Raw genomic sequence first — 16,728 nt, forward strand, 5'->3', positions numbered from 1 at the left:
ATTATCAGATTGTTCTTAATCATATCCCGTCGGACCGCAGGTTGTCACTTTTTCGTATCAGGGTGCTCTCTGCGCCATAATGCCCACTCATCAATGATTTCGCCATTGGGCAATTTGCAATCGGAACGCACGCCTTGTGGGGTCTGCACCGGCATCAGCGTACCGCCCTGTTGCTCACAGTAGACGGCTGCCGGATTAGGCATCCCAATGCGCGGCGGCCGGGGGGCGTTGGGTTGCGACGATGAACAAGCGCTCAGCAGCAATACGCCTGGCAACGCAATCCACGTAAATTTCATAACGACTCCTTAAAGCGATATTTTGTCCAGGATAACCTGGCGGGTACGCTATTTCCATACTTTCTGTCAGCGCTTTAGTGGGTGTTTATCCCGGGTTAAGTCAGTAATAGCCACGCCCTGTCACAAAGCAACCGACCTTTTGTCGCTGAGAAAACCCTGCTATTCTGGCGCCCCCTGAACAGTGAAGGTAATAGCATGAGAGTGGGTATCCTCTTCCCTGTCGTCATTTTCATTACGGCAATATTATTTTTGGCATGGTTTTTTATTGGCGGTTACGCCGCGCCGGGAGCATAACCATGAGGAAAACAACGATGGTGTTGATGGGCATCGCGCTAATTGCGGCGGCGGGTACCGAACTGGGCTGGTGGTAAATTCATTTTGAATAATAAAGGCTACCTGTCGTAGCCTTTATTATCTCTGAAAGTTCTGCGTTTAGCTTTTGATTTTTCTGTAGATTAACAGCACTACAATCGCACCGATCACCGCGACTGCAAAGCTGCCGAAGTTGAAACCATCCACTTTGCCAAAGCCAAAGAACGTACTGATCCATCCTCCGACTACCGCACCAACGATCCCCAGAATGATCGTCATAAAGAATCCGCCGCCATCTTTACCTGGCATGATCCACTTAGCCAAAATACCCGCAATAAGTCCAAAAATAATCCATGAAAGAATGCCCATTTTTTCCTCACTTATGTCTTAACGTTAGCGGTTTATTTGCCGTTAAAAAGAATAGCACATCGTCAGGAAAGTGAAGTTTGTGATATCCATCACCTTTTAGCGTCGTGGATAAAAGCGCATAAATATCAGGGTTGCAATCATTAATGATAACGATTATCTTTATCAACACCGAGTAGTTGAGTTTATAACCCACCTGTTCGGTACGACATTGCTCACATTGCTTCCAGTATTATTTGCCCGCCTCACCGAGTGCGGGCTTTTTTTGCTAACCGCTATCTATCCCATGTCGAATTCATGGTCTTTTTCAGCCGCGCTATTTTGCGTGATACGGGGTCATCTCCAGCGCCGTACATTCATCCTGCTTGTCCTGCTGCATAAACACCACGGTCACCATAAACAAACCGATCATAAATGGCACTTCATAAAGCTCTTCAATCAAATCTGTGTAACGAGCGTTATGCAGGAATATCAGCGACAACCACCGATGATGCTCGACAGTGTCGGAAATCAGATATGAACATGCCGTCACGGTAAACAGCCACAATGGCAGAGGAGCGTCCCGTAGGCGACGAACAATCTCCTTACGGAGCCCGGCAGAAAACAGGACTGGCAAGACTAACGCAGCAATTAATAGCACTGAAATCGTTCTGAACAGCATACGCGGCTCGTCAGGGATATAGTCACGCCCCCAACTGGTGCTTCTACCCAATAGCACCACCCACCAGACAACAGCCCATAGCCAAAACTGCTTTGCCCCTTCGGGACGGGAAAGTGGCCGTATATACCAGGCGGTAAATAGCGCCCCAAACAGTAACCATAACGCTTGTCCGTTTTCAATCCATCGGACCACCACGCCGTTAAGCAAAGGCAATTGCCAGTCCGCCGTAAACGGGATGACCACAGCGGCAAGCGCAAGAGTAAGTGCTGACGAAGTTAATCGGGTATCGAGTTTCATGATTATAAGACTCTTCTGGTTTTTAATACCCAATCATAAGTTTTATGAATACGCTCTCATTAGCAAACAATGCGATATTCTTAATGTTTTCTTAATGTTTCTTTTCAACCCATGTCTGATGTAAATAAACAGCGCTTTTCAATACGCAAAAACCGCATCACGCTGGCGACGCGCGATGCGGCTTCTGATTTAAAAAATCACTTTATATCAAATAGATACTACAAGATCCTTACCAACCGCAAACGTCGTGTTCGTTTTCGGTATCGTAGGAACGCACGGTATTGACCAAATCCTTCACAACTTCTGCTGCAACTTCAGGTACCAGCAACGTCATCGGTGCTTCCGTTTCATAGTCCACAGAGACGCCGTTGCTATTATTCGTGACCGTGACGGTATAAGTGGCCTTTCCCATTATTATTCTCTCCCGGCATGAATGACTTTTCGTGAGGTCGCCCCTTCCATCAGTACTTCCGGCGCGACAAAAAAGTCGATGTTAAAATAGGTATCATCCGTCATGACCTCAATATTGTGCCACTTTTCCGGAGGAAACACGCCAAACTCGCCGGCATTGATCACCATGATCTCTTCCGGCTCAGAGCAATGTTCATCAGCGTATCCGAGATATTTGACCGCCCCCTGCATCACCGAGAGACGAGGATAAACGCCGGGTCGCGTTCCCTTATCAAGGTGGCGTTCGAAAATTCCGGCTGGCGCCGTCTCTTTGTTCCAGAAGGGCGTGGAACGTGTATGGATATGATTTTGTGGAATTTGCCGCATTTGCTTCCCTCTTCCCGCAGGTTACTCAGCGATAATCTCATCGCTGTCGTAAAAAGGTTACGCTCCAAAAACAGCATTTTAAATACCATTTATTGGTTACTATTTTGCTGTTTTCCACGCAATAACACCGAAAGGAGAGCAATGACCCGCCGTTGACGACGGGTCCGGGAGGGTTAAGACTGGAGCGTTGCCAGGCGGGCGGCAAACCCGACGAAAAGAAGGCCAATCAAAGAATTGCCCACTTTTGCCAGTTTCTTTTTGGTACCAATATAGTGGGTTACAAAAGCGCCAGAAAGAATTAAAAAGCTCAGATAGCAAAAACTGACAATTTCAAGGGTGGTGGCCAAAATAAAAAATGACACGCCAGTATGCGGCGCAGTAACATCAATAAATTGCACAAAAAAGGAAACATAAAAAAGTATGGCTTTAGGATTCGTCAGGCTAAGAATTAAAGCACGCTTAAAAATAGCGCCAAAAGGAACTACCGTTTCCGTCGCCGCACGCCCTTTTGAGGTCAGAGTGGCGTAAAGGATTTTTGCGCCAAGGTAGAGCAGATAAAACGCGCCGAGATAGCGAACAATGTTAAACAGAACCGGCGTTGTTTTGATCAGCGTCGCCACGCCCGCATACGCCAGAAACATTAATATCGCATCGCCGATAAACACGCCGCATGCGGCAAGATATCCTCCTTTAACCCCGCGTCCCACGCTATTTTTAAGCACAAAAAGCGTATTCGGCCCCGGTACCAGAACGATAAAAATCGCCCCGACCAGGTACGTCCAATAATTCAGAACACCATACTCCGCGAACACATTAACCTCTTCCTGAAAACATTTACGCTTAGCTGCGAAACAGTATGCTAACGAATGCACCGGAAGATGGGAAGCGAAACCACGTCTCTCCAGCCGCTATTCCGCCACGCTTATATCCAAATCACCTAAAAGCGTTCTTTTATCGCTACCTCCGCAGGCAATCACCAGGTATTGGCCCACCTCTCCTCATGTGGAGTTAACGCGCGCGTCGCACCAAAGATAAGGCTGCCAACACATTACTGATATCGCTCTCATTCAGATTCGGCGCATTAAACTGCGCTCTCAGCCACACCATATCGTCGTGGCTGAAAGCGCCGACCATCAAGCGCTGGCTGATAATGATCAACATTTGATTATCAAGTTGTCGAATACGTTGCCGGGTGACCGACAAGGTTTGTATCGGAAAGGAGGGTTCTGAGCCGGTTCGCCACTGCGCTAAATAGCGGTACTGTATCGCTTTACTGGCATCCATTAGCGAACGAATAAAAGGGGTTATCGAATGCGGGTCCAGACCGTTATTTTTCGCTTCTTCTTCAGCCTCGGCAAAAACATTTTGTTCACGTGTGAAATCCTCTATCGGCAGATGGTGCTTCATTTTATAAGCAGCCACATCTTTCATTAATAACATGCGTTCATTGAGCGCGGTTAAGAGCGCGCCAAGCGATACCGACGTTACCGAATCGGCAAAAGTGGTGCTGCACATCAATAAAGAACAAAGAAAAATGGCGATATGACGAATCATTAATCAACCTCCTTTTACGGAGGCTTGACAGTAATTTACCTTTATTAAGATAACATTAAGTAATTATTACAGATGGGTATTAATGCTTATTCGTTTAAACTGGAGTGATAGAAAGAACAGGCCGTTGATTCTGCGGAATCTTCACCTTCATTTAAAGTGTATAAAATATACAACAAATCACACAAATGTGATGCATATCACGTTTTTATGATTTTTTATTACAGTTTTATGATATAGGTCTAACTTTAATAGGTCACTAATTTCTCTCCCCCGCTCAGGGAGATCGGCTTCAATTTACATCGAATATGGTGAAATATGACTACCATTACACTAGTCAACGAACAAAATAGTACTGGCAATCCTTTTTCTGCACATATGTTATGTGAACAGCGAGCTATTCAGGAAATTACTTACGAACTATTGCAATCGCAGCAGCATGTCTCAAATAAGGATATCATCGCCAAACTTATTGAAAAACTGGAAACAGAAAAAGACGTAGTGCAGCTTGATATTTACCGTAATGCCTTAGAAGCCGTTTTGTTTCAGACACCTGACGACATCTAATATATACCCAAAATAATTCGAGTTGCTTAAAGGCGGCAAGGGAGTGAGTCCCCAGGAGCATAGATAACTATGTGACTGGGGTGAACGACAAATCTGCCGGGAGCAGATTTGAACGTCGCTTGCGACGGCCCGTCAGGGCGAGGCCTATGGATGGGCCGAGTAATCCGTAGCCAACACATAAGCAACTTGAAGTATGAAGGGTATAAACAAGGGAGGGGTTACTCCTCCCCTGTTCGTTAATAATGCAGATGCCTCAACGTGCGGTGCCTGATTTTTCGTAGCCGTTTGCATGGATTTGCGGTGCAACATGCTGCATGCTTTCGGGCATCTCATGCTGCCGGTATACGGCTGGCAGTAATGTTAAGCCTGAGCCATTTTTCACATGAAGACTAAATTTACCCGACTCTTTTAAAGCCTGAATAAGATTTTCCTGCGCGGGAGTTAATGTCTCATCATGCCACAGAACAATATGCTCGAAAGACGTTGATAAAAGATCGGGCATCGGCGCCTGCCAGGGGATGACTTCAACTCGCATACCTTCACTACAATATTTAATCGTTTCCAGCCATAGCTCAATGGGGTCGTTCAGCGAAAACGCAGCAATAAGCATTGTGCCTGCTGGCGCCTTTCGTACGCTACTTAGCTGGAACGTGGCGTATTCAATAATCGCAGTATCCAGTAATGCCTTTTCAAATCGGCGTGCATCATCATCGCCTGCGGACAACCACAGCCGTAAAGGACGCAGTATTGACTCAATTACGATACACGGCGGAATTTCCCGACCATAACGCCAGAGTAATTTTCGCAATTTGGCGGGTTCGAATTTTCTACACTGCGCTAAAATCTCTTCCTGGTAGAATAACCATCCCGAGCGGCAATGCGTTTCTTCACCATAGAGGGCAGGTTTAATCTCTTTTAATGAGAAGCCTTTACTTAACGCGTCGATAATATGCTGTATTCTGATAGCATCTTCTATGCAATAAAAACGATTGCCAGCTTCATCTTTGATAGGTTGGAGCAGGCCATAGCGTTCCCAGGACCTGATATTTGCTGTTGTGACACCACACTGCGCCGCCATTGCGCTAATACTAAAAGTAGCCATGCCTGTCTGGCCTCATGATGATGTAAGAAAGCATAGTGAACCTAAACGCCATCAGAAGCAAATTATTATTAAGCAATGACCTTACTATTTACACGGGGAATTACATTATCAACATTATTTATTGTAAGCCAGTGCGTAAAGGCTTTAGAAACGGACAGTATTTGATAGTCCAGAACTGTTCTACAACCTAATTTAGTCAGAACATGGTAGCGTACTGAGTAAATAGTTTTTAAATGTACATTCAGCTCACAGCTTATTTGTCGGATATCCATTCCTTTAACAAGCATCGCCAAAGCATTTCTTTCATTCGCCGTTAATCTGACTTTCTCTGACCTGGGAAAAAATTGACCAGCAGCGGCCAAAATTAGTAATTCGCGCCACTCAGCAATAGAGGCATCGACCTTTATTCGATATATAGCATGATGTTCATCAATAAAGTTATATTCATTATGGGTAACAATTCCAATGAGTACCGCTTTAAATGTGGAAGTAATATACTGCTGTACGGTGTAGTAATCGTCGATATCAAAAATAATATAATTTACGTTGCCAGCTATTATTGCGACGTCCTTAAATAAGGACTCCAGACCATAATTAAGAAACAGGTTTTCGCTCAATAGTCTTGTATCTGTCTTTAAAACAGATGATGCGGAACCAGTCATATCCACCTCAACAAAACGAGAGCCATGTGGGAATATCCATTCGATGGCCCGCATAAGATCATCTGCTTACTTCAGCGATGAGAACCTATTAAGTAGTAGTTGAGGAACGCCGTTTGCGCAACCTGACAGACGTCCTGGGGCATCTTATGTGAACTGCGTGGGGATGTGCGCTTTGGCAAAATCCACAAAGCGTACGACCGCAGGCAGCAAAATATGCCAGTCCTGTTGCTCCAGACCTAAATATTCACGCTGCGCCGCACGCAACGTGGCAGCATAATCTTCTGGCAACTGAGGTAACAGCCAGTCAGCCGCCGCATCCTTAGAGGTAAATCTCCCGGTAGAAAGGGTATACCAGATACGCGCCAGGGTTAAAACGATATGATACTCATCTCCCTGCACATCTGCCGTGGATTGCCAAAGGTCGAGGGGATAACGCAAGGCCTTCAGCAACTGCGCCGCAGGGGCTGGCGTGAACAGCCGTTCCGCGCGTTCTCCCTTTAGCGGTATACTGGTTTCCAGAATTTGGGTTATCAGTAACACAATGTCCCAGTCCTGCTGCGCTGGTTCATAAATCCCCTGACAAATGTCCTCTCTTAGCCACTCGCCAAATTGCATTTCCCGGGCAGGTGGAAAACACCAGGGAACCAGCTGCGAATAAAGCACGACAGTGACCTCCAGAGCGCGTTTTTCTGCCGACGCCCCCGGCGGCGATGAAAGCGCCAGCAATTCCTGCATCAGCGTTGCGCGTTGGGCCTCCGTCAGCGGCTGGCATATTGTCACCAGTAGATCAATGTCGCTGTTTGGCTTCAGACCGCCCGCGACAGCGGAACCATATAAATGAATAGCACGCAACGTATCGCCTGTGACACGAGTAATCAGGCGACACGCCGCTTCCGTTTGGCATTGAATCGAGGGCGGTATGGACAGCGTCATCGTTGCTCCGGGGGCGCAGGTATTTTTTATATTGATTGCCAGAAATATGGCATAACGGCAGAAAAAAAGCCCGCTATTCATAGCGAGCTTTTAACATTGCAATCAGACTTAATGATGTAGCATTTCGTCAACGACCTCATTCGCCTTTAACTGATAAGGATAATAGGTAGGCCAGTTTTCCATCTCTTGCAACAATGCCTGCTGCGAGGTATTTCCCATAAAGATATGGAAGTGCGCCGATTTGCGCGGGGCAATGATATGATCGCTAAACTGAACATATTTAGGCGCTTTGCTATTCGCATCTTTACATTCGAACAGGTAGCGCACCCCTTTTTTACCCGATGCGTAAGTCAGAATTTTATAGCCGGCATAATTGTATTTACAGGATGCAACGTTATTGTCGCGATGGAATTCTATAACGCCATTTTCAATGCCGATCGTCTCAACATTCGTCACGTATCCTTTGCGATAATACGCTTTAATATCCTCAAACGTTTTCTCCGGGTCTTTCTTCGCCTTTTGTCTGAAGACAGGGTCCAGCTCGCCGCTGACCAGATAAGGATAGACGGATTGCCACATACCATCCCAGTCGGTGAGCGCGCGATCGCGTACATTCGCGTCATCAAACACGCCCGCTGCCGCTTTTTGCTCAACCTCCGTCATCGGCGCGCCATGAGCATGATGACCATGCGCGAAGGCAGGACTATTGACCAACAGCATTCCCAGAAGCATTGTCAGTTTTTTTAAATGAATCACCAAAACGTTACCCTCATCTTTCTTAGAAAGATGATTGTTATATTATAACATTGCACTTATTTCAACAGAAACTCAGCGGCCACCGCGCAGGTGGCCTTTTTTGATATCAACTGGTCCGCCATCGAGGAATTGAACCCCGAACCTTAGAGGTAGAAGCTCTATGCTCTATCCGGTTGAGCTAATGGCGGAAGAAAAATTACGCGGCCATTTTAAGGCAGGCGTCTGCGCATTGGCTGCATGCCCGCGCGCAATTCTGGCAATGGTCGTGATCGTGCCTTGCACACTCTTCGGCGCAGGCTTTGCAGATATCCGCGCACAGGCGGCATAATTTTTGTGAGTACTCGCTTTCCAATGCCATAAATTGCGCCGCCAGGCGACAAATGGCCGCACATTGCATATCTAACTGGATGCAGTGCTTCATCATTTCGACGTTATCTTCACGCAGACAAGAAGAGGCGCAGATATCACACGCCGCCGCGCATTCATAACACTGCTCAATACACTCACGATGTTCTTGTTGCATAAATGACTCCTTATTTTATTAAGAGGAGTAGATAAGTCTGCACAGAAACGCCGGGATAGCCAAACGGCTACCCCTCTTTTTCATACTTTTTGAACAAAAGTGCTGAATAAAACAGCAATAGTAAAGCCGGAAATCGGCCTCCGTGATGTGACGTCTATACTGTAATGTTCATCTGCTTTTCATCGGAGGTAAAATGGAGTATTTAGCACGACTAAATATCGTTGCGATGCTGATGTCAACGACGTTCTGGATCAATCTGGCGGTCGTTTTTTTCGTCACCCTCATTACTTACTGGCTCATCAACTGGCTACTTAATGTGGTCTATAAAGCGCTACAACGCCCGGATAAAAAGAATGATGCTCATGGGCGGCTGCGGCCTATTGTTTTCGAGATGCTGAAAAAGACCAGTAAGATGCTAATCTTTTTTGCCGCATTTCTCTTTAGCCTGCGCTTTGTCGCCCTGCCCGACCGGTTATTCTCTACCCTCTCTCACGCCTGGTTTTTAGTGGTTGCGATTCAAATGGCGATTTGGCTTGATCAGGGCGTACAGTCATGGATGCGTCATTTACTGTATGCCCCAGGCTCCAATAAAAACCCGGTGACGTTAGTCATTCTTGGTATGATTTTGCGCGTGCTCGTCTGGTCTATGATGTTGCTCTCCATCCTGGCGAACGTCGGCGTGGATATTACCGCACTGGTAGCCAGCCTCGGCGTGGGCGGTATTGCTATTGCCCTGGCGGTACAAACCGTTCTGAGCGATGTCTTCGCTTCGCTGTCGATTGGTTTCGATAAGCCCTTCGAGATCGGCGATTTCGTCGTCTTTAATGATGTAGCCGGTACGATTGAACATATCGGTTTGAAAACCACTCGCATCCGTAGCCTCAGCGGCGAACAGATCGTTTGTGCGAACGCGCAGTTGTTGCAGCAAACCATACACAACTATAAGCGGATGCAAACGCGTCGTATCGTGTTTACTTTTGGCGTCGCCACTGCGACACCGCCGGAAAAGTTACGCCTCATCGGCGATATGGTGAAAAAGATTATTACCGATGTCGGCGAAACACAATTCGACCGCGCCCATCTACTGGCCTTTGGTCAGGATCGGCTGACCTATGAGGTGGTGCATATCGTCAATACCGCGGATTACAATAAATACATGGATATTCAGCAAGAGATAAATATCCGTATTATTGAAAAACTCATTGAGAATGATATCGAACTGGCGCTGCCTGGTCTGGTTGTCAGAGCCCCTGTACAGGTTGAAGAGACCAGGGACTACAGTAATACCGCTGATGCAAAAAACGCAGATAAACGCGTCATGCAGTAAAATCTCTGCCGACAATACCGGGAACCCATGGGTTCCCGGTGCGTTAACGGCGACACGGCAATGCGGAGAAACGACTTGCGGCTATTCCACCTGTAAATGGCGGGTACAGACTTGATCAAGTAGCGCAGACTGATGACTAATCACCAACATCCCTAATGAACGGCTGCGGCACACCTCAAGCACGTATACCCATATCGCTTTTTGAATAGACGGATCGAGTTGCGCCGTCATTTCGTCGGCAATCAGAAAACGCGTTCGTGGGTCAAGCGCGCGCAGTATCGCAATACGCGCCAACTCCCCGCCTGAGAGCTGCATTGGCCGACGCGTCAGCCACTCGGGCTGCACATGCAAACGCCTCATCGTTTCCGGGTCAGGCTGCCAGGCATCACGTACAGCGTCTCCGGCGCTTCGCCAGGGATTAAACGTCAGTTCAGGATGCTGGGGGACAAGCTGTACCGGACAATACTGATGCAGGGGTAACGGGCTGCCGTCCAGCAGAACGTCGCCCGCCGTCGGCTTTTGCCATCCGGCCAGGACGCGCCCCAACGTTGTTTTCCCCGTTCCGCTTGGCGCATGAATTCCTACCCGTTCACCGGCAGAAATCGTAAACGTCAGGTTCTGCCATAAGACTTTCCCGCCCTGACGAATAACGAGGTCGCGGCAGCTCAGCATTCTATTCCCTCTCCGGTCGGCATAAATAACGGGTTTAGTTCAGGCAATGCTTGCCATTGCCGTTTTAACGGCTCACTCATCTCTTCCGGCTGTAACTGCTCGCAGCGGATATTGTCCGTGATATAACCCTGATGCAGCGCCACAATGCGATCGGCATACCGCGCCGCCAGCAGCAGGTCATGAGTCACCCACAGCACGCCGCATCCCCGCTCGCAGAGACCTCGCAAGTGCTCAAGCAACTGGTTTGCCAGTGCGGTATCAAGCCAGGCGGTGATCTCATCCGCGAGGATATAACGAGCCTGGCTGAGCGAGGCGTGGCACGCCAGAATTCGTTTAGCCATCCCGCCAGAGAGCTGGCGGGGAAAGCGTTCCAGGACTGTCGGTTCAAGATCGCTTTGCTGTAATAGCTGTACCATCTGCGTCTCATCCCAGGCGCGTCCGGTCAGATGACATGCTCTGTTCAAATGTTTTCTGATATTCAGCATGGGATTAAGCGCCTGTACCCCCTGCGGCACGTAGCTAAACGTATTGCCCCTAAGCTGCCTGATGGTATGTCTGTCCAGCCGGTTGCCATCAAGCGTAATCTCCCCCCGAAAGCGTAAGTTTTCCGGCAGCAGATCGAGCAGGCATTGCAGCAGCAGACTTTTTCCCTCCCCGCTGCCGCCAACCAATGCCACCATTTCGCCGGGTGCGATATCAAAAGAGACATTCTGTAATAACGGCGACCAGCGTCTCGTGCCATACCAGCGATAACGCGCGCTTTCCAGCGTAACCTGTTGTAAACTTAGCATACGTCACTCCTTAGCCACAGCCGCTGAATGGCGCGCGCAAACTGATCGAAGAGCATCACCAGCGTGAATAACATTAGGCCGGGAAACAGCACCAGCCACCAGTTACCATGGCTAATAAACCGTAACGCATCCGCCAGCAACAGCCCCAGCGAAGGCTCATGCGGCGCCAGCCCAAACCCCAGAAAACTTAATGCCGCGCTGTGCAATACCGCATGAGGAAACATCAATAACGTTCCCGTCAACCATTGCGGCAATAGCGCCGGAAAATAGTGATATCGCCAGCAATAAAGGTGTCCATGCCCCAGACGATAGGTCAATGTCAGGTAGTCACTCTGCGCTACCCGCTCCGCGTCGGCGCGCAGAATCAGCGCCAGACGGGGCCAGTGCGTTAACGCCACGGCCGCAATGACGCCGCTTTTACCGCCGCCGAGCGTAAAACAGATAAGGATCAGCAAAAGTAAATGCGGCATGGCGAGCATAGCATCGGTTATCAACCGCATCAGGAGGTCCAGCCGGGGATGAATGCGCACCACTGCCGCCATCACTAGCGCGATAACGCCGCTGCACAGCGCGGCGCCAACGCCAATTTGTAAACTGGTGAAGGCCCCCTGAAAGCAACGAAGCCATACATCGCGCCCCAGATTATCGGTGCCAAACCAGTGCTGGATATCAGGCGACAGATGCCGGGCAAGCAGATTAACCTCTGGCGGCTGGCTCAACGTGGCATAACCGTATCCGGCAATAAACAGCAGACAGGTAACGGAGAGGATCAGACGAAACAACGTCGGGGCAGGATTATAGAGCATCGGGACGCTCCAGCGATCGATTAAGCACCACCACAAGCCAGGCTGAAATCGTATTTCCGGCAAACACTAATAGTGTACAGAATAAAACGATCCCCATGAGTAGCGGGACATCGCCACGCAGGCCGGCATCGATAGTGGCCTGTCCCAGCCCCGGATACGCAAAGACTTTTTCTGCCAGTAACGCTCCCCCCATCAGTTCGCCCAGAGAAGCAAACTGTAAACAGAGTGCTGGGGTAATCGCATGACGTAACACCTGGTGACGTAACAGCGACCATCCTTTATCCCCCTGAGCGCGCGCAAAACGAATAAATTCGCTCTTCATTACGCTGGCTATTTTTTCTCGCGTATGCAGCGCAATTTGCCCCATGCCCAATAGACTTAACGCACATACCGGCAACACAAGATGGCGTAAACGTTCCGATAAAAGAGCTGTTCCTGCATTATTTCCGGGGTCCCAGGCGCAACAAACAGGTAATACCGGCCAGCGGACGGCAAATAGCGCCAGCAACAGCATTGCTATCCAGAAAGTGGGCAACGATGACAATAAGTAGCTGATACGGCAAATCATCTTATCCGGCCAACGGTGGAGAAAACGTCCGGCCAGAAAACCCAATGTCACGCCCAGCACACCAGACAATAGCCAGGCGCCCGCCAGCAGCGCGAATGACGTCGCAAAACGTTCCCGGATCACGCTGGCGACAGGCATGTTGAACAGCATGGAATACCCCATGTCACCCTGGAGCAGACGCCAAAACCAGTGACCGAAACGCTCCCACAGCGGCTGGTCGAGCCCCCAGCGCGCCGCAATCCGCGCATATTGTTCTGGCGGAACATGGAGCAGATCGTTGCCAATATAAGCACGGATAGGATCAACGGGCGAAAAGCTAAGCAAAATGAAGGTGCCGGCAGCCACCAGCACCAACAGAATAATCAGCCGCAAAAAATGACTGAAGAACAATTTCATCACCGACAGGTCCAGGTCCAGTCATCAAGATTGTTTAACACCGACCAGCTACCGTGGATTTCTGGCGCGCCTTTTCCCAGATCAATACAGGGGTTGGCCAGATAGGTATGCTGAATATTAAGCAGCCATGCCCATGCCGCATCGCCCTGGACGCCCGCGCCCTGCTTCCCATCCCACTCAACCTGCTGCCAGAAAGGAATCGCCTTTTGCCAGTCAGGCGCATCTATAGCCTGTTTCAGATGTGCTTCTACCGCAGGGTTGCTGTAATAGCCCGGGTTATAATATTCCACACCAGCGGCTTTCCCACTGTAGTGATGGAAGAGTTCCATCGGGTCCAGACTTCCCCAGCCAAACAGCGTAGGGTTAGCGTGCATATGGCGCTCTACAGTTTCCCAGCTTCCCGATTGCAACGAGACGACAATGCCTAAAGGCTGCAACATGGCGCGCACCGCCTCGGCCAGATCCCGTCGGGTGCTGTCGCCACTGGCATACCATAAGGTCAGACGCGCTTCTTTACCCGCTTTTTCACGCACGCCCGCACGGTTTATCTTCCAGCCAGCCTCTTCCAGGATGGCGCGCGCTTTTGCAATATCGCCATCGCTGAATATCACTGAAGGATTTTGCCACGGCAATCCCTGCACCGCGCTATAGGCGGGTATCGCATGGCCTTCCATCACCTGTTCCGCCAGTTGCTTACGATTAATGGCATAGTTAATTGCGCGTCTGATAGCGACATCAGCGGTCACATCGTTGCCGACAGGATAACCGTTAGCATCCTTTTTACCGGCAGGCACCATCGGGAAGACAATGCCCCGGTTTTCAACGCTATCGCGTACCCAGAGTTTAAGATTATCCTGCTGCGGGGCCACCGCCATAGAAGGGGCAATGCGCACCAGTCCCAACTGTCCGCTGCGCGCGGCGGCATAAGCATTATCTTCATCCAGAAAGACAAAAACCAGCCGGTTAAAGTCATTCTTTTTACCCGCATACCAGGGATTAGCTTCAACGATCAGTTGCTGACCCGGCTGAAAGCTGACCAGTCGGTACGGACCGGCGCCTATCGGTTCGCGGGCGAACGTTTTTTCATCATAACGGCTGGCCGGAACAATCCCTAACGACCCGAGTACATTCACAAAGGTGCTCTGCGGATGGCTCAGCGTCATCTCAATTCGGCGTGCGTCCAGCGCTCGCGCATGGCTAAAATTGCCCATGTCAATTTTACCGCCGCTCTTCGCCGCTTTATTGTATGTAAAAACGACATCTTCGGCAGTTAATGGCGAGCCATCGGAGAATTTCAGCCCGGGCTTTAAGGTTAGCGTCCAGATTTTACCGACGGGGCTGGTATCCACTTTTTCCGTCAGTAAATTACCCCAACTCATGTCGGCGTTTTGCTTAAGCAACGGCGCATGAAGCAATAAGTAGCTGCCGTGGCTCCAGCCCAGCATAGGATCAAAGCCTTCCGTTGGCTCAGGGCCAATGGCCAGCTTCAGGGTACGACCGTCTGCCGTGTCCGACGCGGCGAAAAGCGACGAAGTGAATACCAGAGTCAGCGCGCACGTCACGAGCGCCAGTTTGCCTTTAATCATCAATTTGTCCCAGATTATGCGTTGTTTTTGTTTCTCCCGGCGCAGCATAAACGTCGGGAGACCTCCTGAGGACGGCATTATGGCGAGCATTTGTAATGAAAAAATTGACGCAGAACAGAAAGTATGACGATCTTTTAAAAACATCATACGCACAAACGTCGGGAGCGCCAACGTGAGCTAAAGGCCGCTTTTGACGGGGATAAAACGCAAGGGAAATGACGCCAGGAATACCGGGTTAATTAACGCCATCTTATTCTCTTATTTCCTTTCTATTCTGTATTGCGTCTTCCCACCCGACGCTGTTCATTTTCTCAACATTATTAGTCAGTACTGAAACGTAAGAAGGTATCGTAATTAGCGCCTCCTGGCTTTAAACCTAAACCAATATTAAACGAACCGGGCGTTAATGAAACTTACCAGCAGAACGCCAGTCATATGGCAACCCGATGAAATGACATGCTATGGAGTCCAACCGAAAAATGTTAACGCCGCCAGGGCTCGTGATGATTTTTTTAGCCGTACTGTTCTCATTGCTGACAGGATGCACAAGTTATAAAAACACGGCATGGGGAATATATCCGGCTTCAACGGATATTTGTCCGTCAGGTACGACATCAACAGGAGGGTGCAAAGAGTAATATCGCATATTTAATATACACCACTTTTTTAATGACTGTCCGGACATTTTCGGACGGTAAGTTTTCTATTAATTTATAATGGACTAATCCCATGACAAATAAAAAACACATTTTTTCAATTATCTTTATTGGTTCTCTTTTAACGGGGTGTGCTACAGGACCATCACCGACAGGGATTGGCTTATATACGGATGTTAAAGGGCCAATTACTGCCACGAGTCTCCCGGCAACCAAAACCGGTAAAGCGTGTGCGCAAACGGTATTGGGTATTGTAAATACCGGCGACGCATCTATTGATTCAGCGAAAAAAGCGGGCGATATTTCTTTAGTGTCGAGTGTTGATTATGAAACTACAGGTTCATATCCGTTTTATGGTAAAACCTGTGTTGTCGTAAGAGGACAATAACAACAGTAAGCCGGCGATGCCGCCGGCTTTTTATCCCATTTTACGTGCCGCTATCTCTGTCTGTTCCTTGCGACTCAGCCCCCGCTTTAAGGTTCTGTTAAGATTTTACGCATACTCTACAAGCAGTTGTTAATAAAGGATAATAATAATGGCACATTTCTCAAGACTGCAAATAACGCTTCACTGGTTAACACTGCTCCTGACAGGCATCGCATATGCTGCTATTGAGTTACGGGGGTGGGCGCCAAAAGGCTCCAGCGTTTACCTGTTTATGAAAGACACGCACTATGATATGGGCGTTCTGGTCTGGGCGCTGATGTTTTTACGGTTATATCTTAAACACAAATACCCGGATCCGGTCATTACGCCTCCCCCTCCTCACTGGCAGCACGTAGCCGCTAAATTAATGCATATCGCGCTTTATCTCACTTTTCTCGCCTTACCGCTGCTGGGCGTCGCGATGATGGCATCAGGCGGGAAAAGCTGGAGCTTTTTTGGTTTTACTGTACCGGTATTTTTGACGCCAGATAGCGCCCTAAAATCGGATATAAAGCGTATTCATGAAATGCTGGCCAATATCGGCTATTTCCTGATTGCCATGCATGCAGCAGCGGCGTTGTTTCACCATTACATACAAAAAGATGATACATTTTCAAGGATGTTACCCGGTAAATCATGACTATTTCGGCCATCCCGGCGTGAGAGAGCACGCCGGGCAAGGCATTATTATTCCAG

The 16,728-nt window shown here is 48.8% G+C and carries 22 protein-coding genes, 1 tRNA gene and 1 pseudogene; 6 read left to right on the top strand and 18 right to left on the bottom strand.

Annotation, left to right across the window (positions count from 1 at the left end; genetic code table 11):
* Positions 1–44: 44 nt before the first annotated feature.
* On the bottom strand, positions 45–296 hold the full coding sequence (locus tag N7E69_RS21895; protein ID WP_000673491.1) for a DUF333 domain-containing protein: 252 nt from the start codon (positions 294–296) through the stop codon (positions 45–47).
* A gap of 195 nt (positions 297–491) precedes the next feature.
* On the opposite strand from N7E69_RS21895, the gene N7E69_RS21900 reads away from it, so the two are divergent.
* Entirely contained in the window at positions 492–590 is a 99-nt protein-coding gene (locus tag N7E69_RS21900) for a YoaK family small membrane protein (RefSeq protein WP_001589065.1), read from the top strand.
* A 138-nt stretch (positions 591–728) separates the two neighbouring features.
* Here N7E69_RS21900 and N7E69_RS21905 read toward each other — a convergent pair whose 3' ends face one another.
* The 6 genes from N7E69_RS21905 to N7E69_RS21930 all read right to left on the bottom strand — a co-directional run bounded on the left by N7E69_RS21905 (position 729) and on the right by N7E69_RS21930 (position 4,263).
* On the bottom strand, positions 729–977 hold the full coding sequence (locus tag N7E69_RS21905; RefSeq protein WP_000512149.1) for a GlsB/YeaQ/YmgE family stress response membrane protein: 249 nt from the start codon (positions 975–977) through the stop codon (positions 729–731).
* A 313-nt stretch (positions 978–1,290) separates the two neighbouring features.
* Entirely contained in the window at positions 1,291–1,932 is a 642-nt protein-coding gene (locus tag N7E69_RS21910) for a hypothetical protein (RefSeq protein ID WP_039507104.1), read from the bottom strand.
* 229 nt (positions 1,933–2,161) lie between these two features.
* Positions 2,162–2,344, bottom strand: coding sequence for a DUF1869 domain-containing protein (locus N7E69_RS21915; RefSeq protein WP_000513733.1), 183 nt, complete (start codon positions 2,342–2,344; stop codon positions 2,162–2,164).
* A gap of 2 nt (positions 2,345–2,346) precedes the next feature.
* Positions 2,347–2,709, bottom strand: coding sequence for a DUF1971 domain-containing protein YeaR (yeaR, locus tag N7E69_RS21920; protein ID WP_001248993.1), 363 nt, complete (start codon positions 2,707–2,709; stop codon positions 2,347–2,349).
* A gap of 173 nt (positions 2,710–2,882) precedes the next feature.
* The gene (leuE, locus tag N7E69_RS21925; RefSeq protein ID WP_000457190.1) at positions 2,883–3,521 is read right to left on the bottom strand and encodes a leucine efflux protein LeuE; all 639 of its coding nucleotides are present in this window, start codon (positions 3,519–3,521) and stop codon (positions 2,883–2,885) included.
* 196 nt (positions 3,522–3,717) lie between these two features.
* Positions 3,718–4,263 carry a chorismate mutase gene (locus N7E69_RS21930; protein WP_000617985.1) on the bottom strand — a complete coding sequence of 182 codons (546 nt, stop codon included), beginning with the start codon at positions 4,261–4,263 and terminating at the stop codon, positions 3,718–3,720.
* Between the two features lie 82 nt (positions 4,264–4,345).
* Between N7E69_RS21930 and N7E69_RS21935 the strand changes: the two are divergent.
* Positions 4,346–4,500: pseudogene (locus N7E69_RS21935) on the top strand (hypothetical protein).
* Positions 4,501–4,578: 78 nt separating this feature from the next.
* Positions 4,579–4,827, top strand: a complete 249-nt coding sequence (locus N7E69_RS21940; protein WP_000208086.1) for a biofilm/acid-resistance regulator YmgB/AriR — start codon at positions 4,579–4,581, stop codon at positions 4,825–4,827.
* Positions 4,828–5,080: 253 nt separating this feature from the next.
* Here N7E69_RS21940 and N7E69_RS21945 read toward each other — a convergent pair whose 3' ends face one another.
* The 6 genes from N7E69_RS21945 to N7E69_RS21970 form a co-directional block, all read right to left on the bottom strand.
* Positions 5,081–5,929 (bottom strand): MerR family transcriptional regulator, encoded by an 849-nt coding sequence (locus N7E69_RS21945; protein ID WP_000190259.1) that lies wholly within the window; start codon positions 5,927–5,929, stop codon positions 5,081–5,083.
* Positions 5,930–5,997: 68 nt separating this feature from the next.
* The gene (locus N7E69_RS21950) at positions 5,998–6,591 is read right to left on the bottom strand and encodes a helix-turn-helix domain-containing protein (RefSeq protein WP_001675568.1); all 594 of its coding nucleotides are present in this window, start codon (positions 6,589–6,591) and stop codon (positions 5,998–6,000) included.
* 144 nt (positions 6,592–6,735) lie between these two features.
* A complete protein-coding gene (aadA, locus tag N7E69_RS21955; protein ID WP_000175795.1) occupies positions 6,736–7,524 on the bottom strand; it encodes a cryptic aminoglycoside nucleotidyltransferase ANT(3'')/ANT(9) in 789 nt (262 codons plus the stop codon).
* A 108-nt stretch (positions 7,525–7,632) separates the two neighbouring features.
* Positions 7,633–8,280 (bottom strand): metal-binding protein ZinT, encoded by a 648-nt coding sequence (gene zinT, locus N7E69_RS21960; RefSeq protein ID WP_001574476.1) that lies wholly within the window; start codon positions 8,278–8,280, stop codon positions 7,633–7,635.
* Positions 8,281–8,391: 111 nt separating this feature from the next.
* Positions 8,392–8,468: transfer RNA gene (locus N7E69_RS21965), tRNA-Arg, on the bottom strand.
* Between the two features lie 8 nt (positions 8,469–8,476).
* Positions 8,477–8,803: a four-helix bundle copper-binding protein gene (locus N7E69_RS21970; protein ID WP_001183699.1), complete on the bottom strand. Its 327-nt coding sequence runs from the start codon at positions 8,801–8,803 to the stop codon at positions 8,477–8,479.
* Positions 8,804–8,996: 193 nt separating this feature from the next.
* Here N7E69_RS21970 and N7E69_RS21975 point away from each other — a divergent pair, with 193 nt between their 5' ends.
* Positions 8,997–10,130 carry a mechanosensitive ion channel family protein gene (locus tag N7E69_RS21975; protein WP_000456072.1) on the top strand — a complete coding sequence of 378 codons (1,134 nt, stop codon included), beginning with the start codon at positions 8,997–8,999 and terminating at the stop codon, positions 10,128–10,130.
* Between the two features lie 81 nt (positions 10,131–10,211).
* Here the strand turns inward: N7E69_RS21975 and N7E69_RS21980 are convergent, their stop codons facing one another.
* From N7E69_RS21980 to N7E69_RS22000, 5 genes are read right to left on the bottom strand one after another with little or no spacing between them, the layout of a single operon-like run.
* A complete protein-coding gene (locus tag N7E69_RS21980) occupies positions 10,212–10,802 on the bottom strand; it encodes an ATP-binding cassette domain-containing protein (RefSeq protein ID WP_000947460.1) in 591 nt (196 codons plus the stop codon).
* Positions 10,796–11,593: an ATP-binding cassette domain-containing protein gene (locus N7E69_RS21985; protein WP_000950212.1), complete on the bottom strand. Its 798-nt coding sequence runs from the start codon at positions 11,591–11,593 to the stop codon at positions 10,796–10,798. The genes N7E69_RS21980 and N7E69_RS21985 overlap by 7 nt, the downstream gene beginning before the upstream one ends.
* Positions 11,587–12,399, bottom strand: a complete 813-nt coding sequence (locus N7E69_RS21990; protein WP_000966641.1) for an ABC transporter permease — start codon at positions 12,397–12,399, stop codon at positions 11,587–11,589. Before N7E69_RS21990 ends, N7E69_RS21985 begins: the two co-directional genes overlap by 7 nt.
* On the bottom strand, positions 12,389–13,363 hold the full coding sequence (locus N7E69_RS21995; protein WP_001520270.1) for an ABC transporter permease: 975 nt from the start codon (positions 13,361–13,363) through the stop codon (positions 12,389–12,391). The genes N7E69_RS21990 and N7E69_RS21995 overlap by 11 nt, the downstream gene beginning before the upstream one ends.
* Complete coding sequence (locus N7E69_RS22000) at positions 13,363–14,997, bottom strand: ABC transporter substrate-binding protein (protein WP_000946094.1); 1,635 nt, start codon at positions 14,995–14,997, stop codon at positions 13,363–13,365. The genes N7E69_RS21995 and N7E69_RS22000 overlap by 1 nt, the downstream gene beginning before the upstream one ends.
* 681 nt (positions 14,998–15,678) lie before the next feature.
* Between N7E69_RS22000 and N7E69_RS22005 the strand changes: the two genes are divergently transcribed.
* Positions 15,679–15,993: a TRL-like family protein gene (locus N7E69_RS22005; protein WP_000182479.1), complete on the top strand. Its 315-nt coding sequence runs from the start codon at positions 15,679–15,681 to the stop codon at positions 15,991–15,993.
* 148 nt (positions 15,994–16,141) lie between these two features.
* Entirely contained in the window at positions 16,142–16,672 is a 531-nt protein-coding gene (locus tag N7E69_RS22010) for a cytochrome b (RefSeq protein WP_000929980.1), read from the top strand.
* The last annotated feature ends 56 nt before the right edge of the window (positions 16,673–16,728 follow it).

The organism is Salmonella sp. 3C (genome assembly GCF_025426275.1).
In the GTDB taxonomy this organism is placed as follows: domain Bacteria; phylum Pseudomonadota; class Gammaproteobacteria; order Enterobacterales; family Enterobacteriaceae; genus Salmonella; species Salmonella enterica.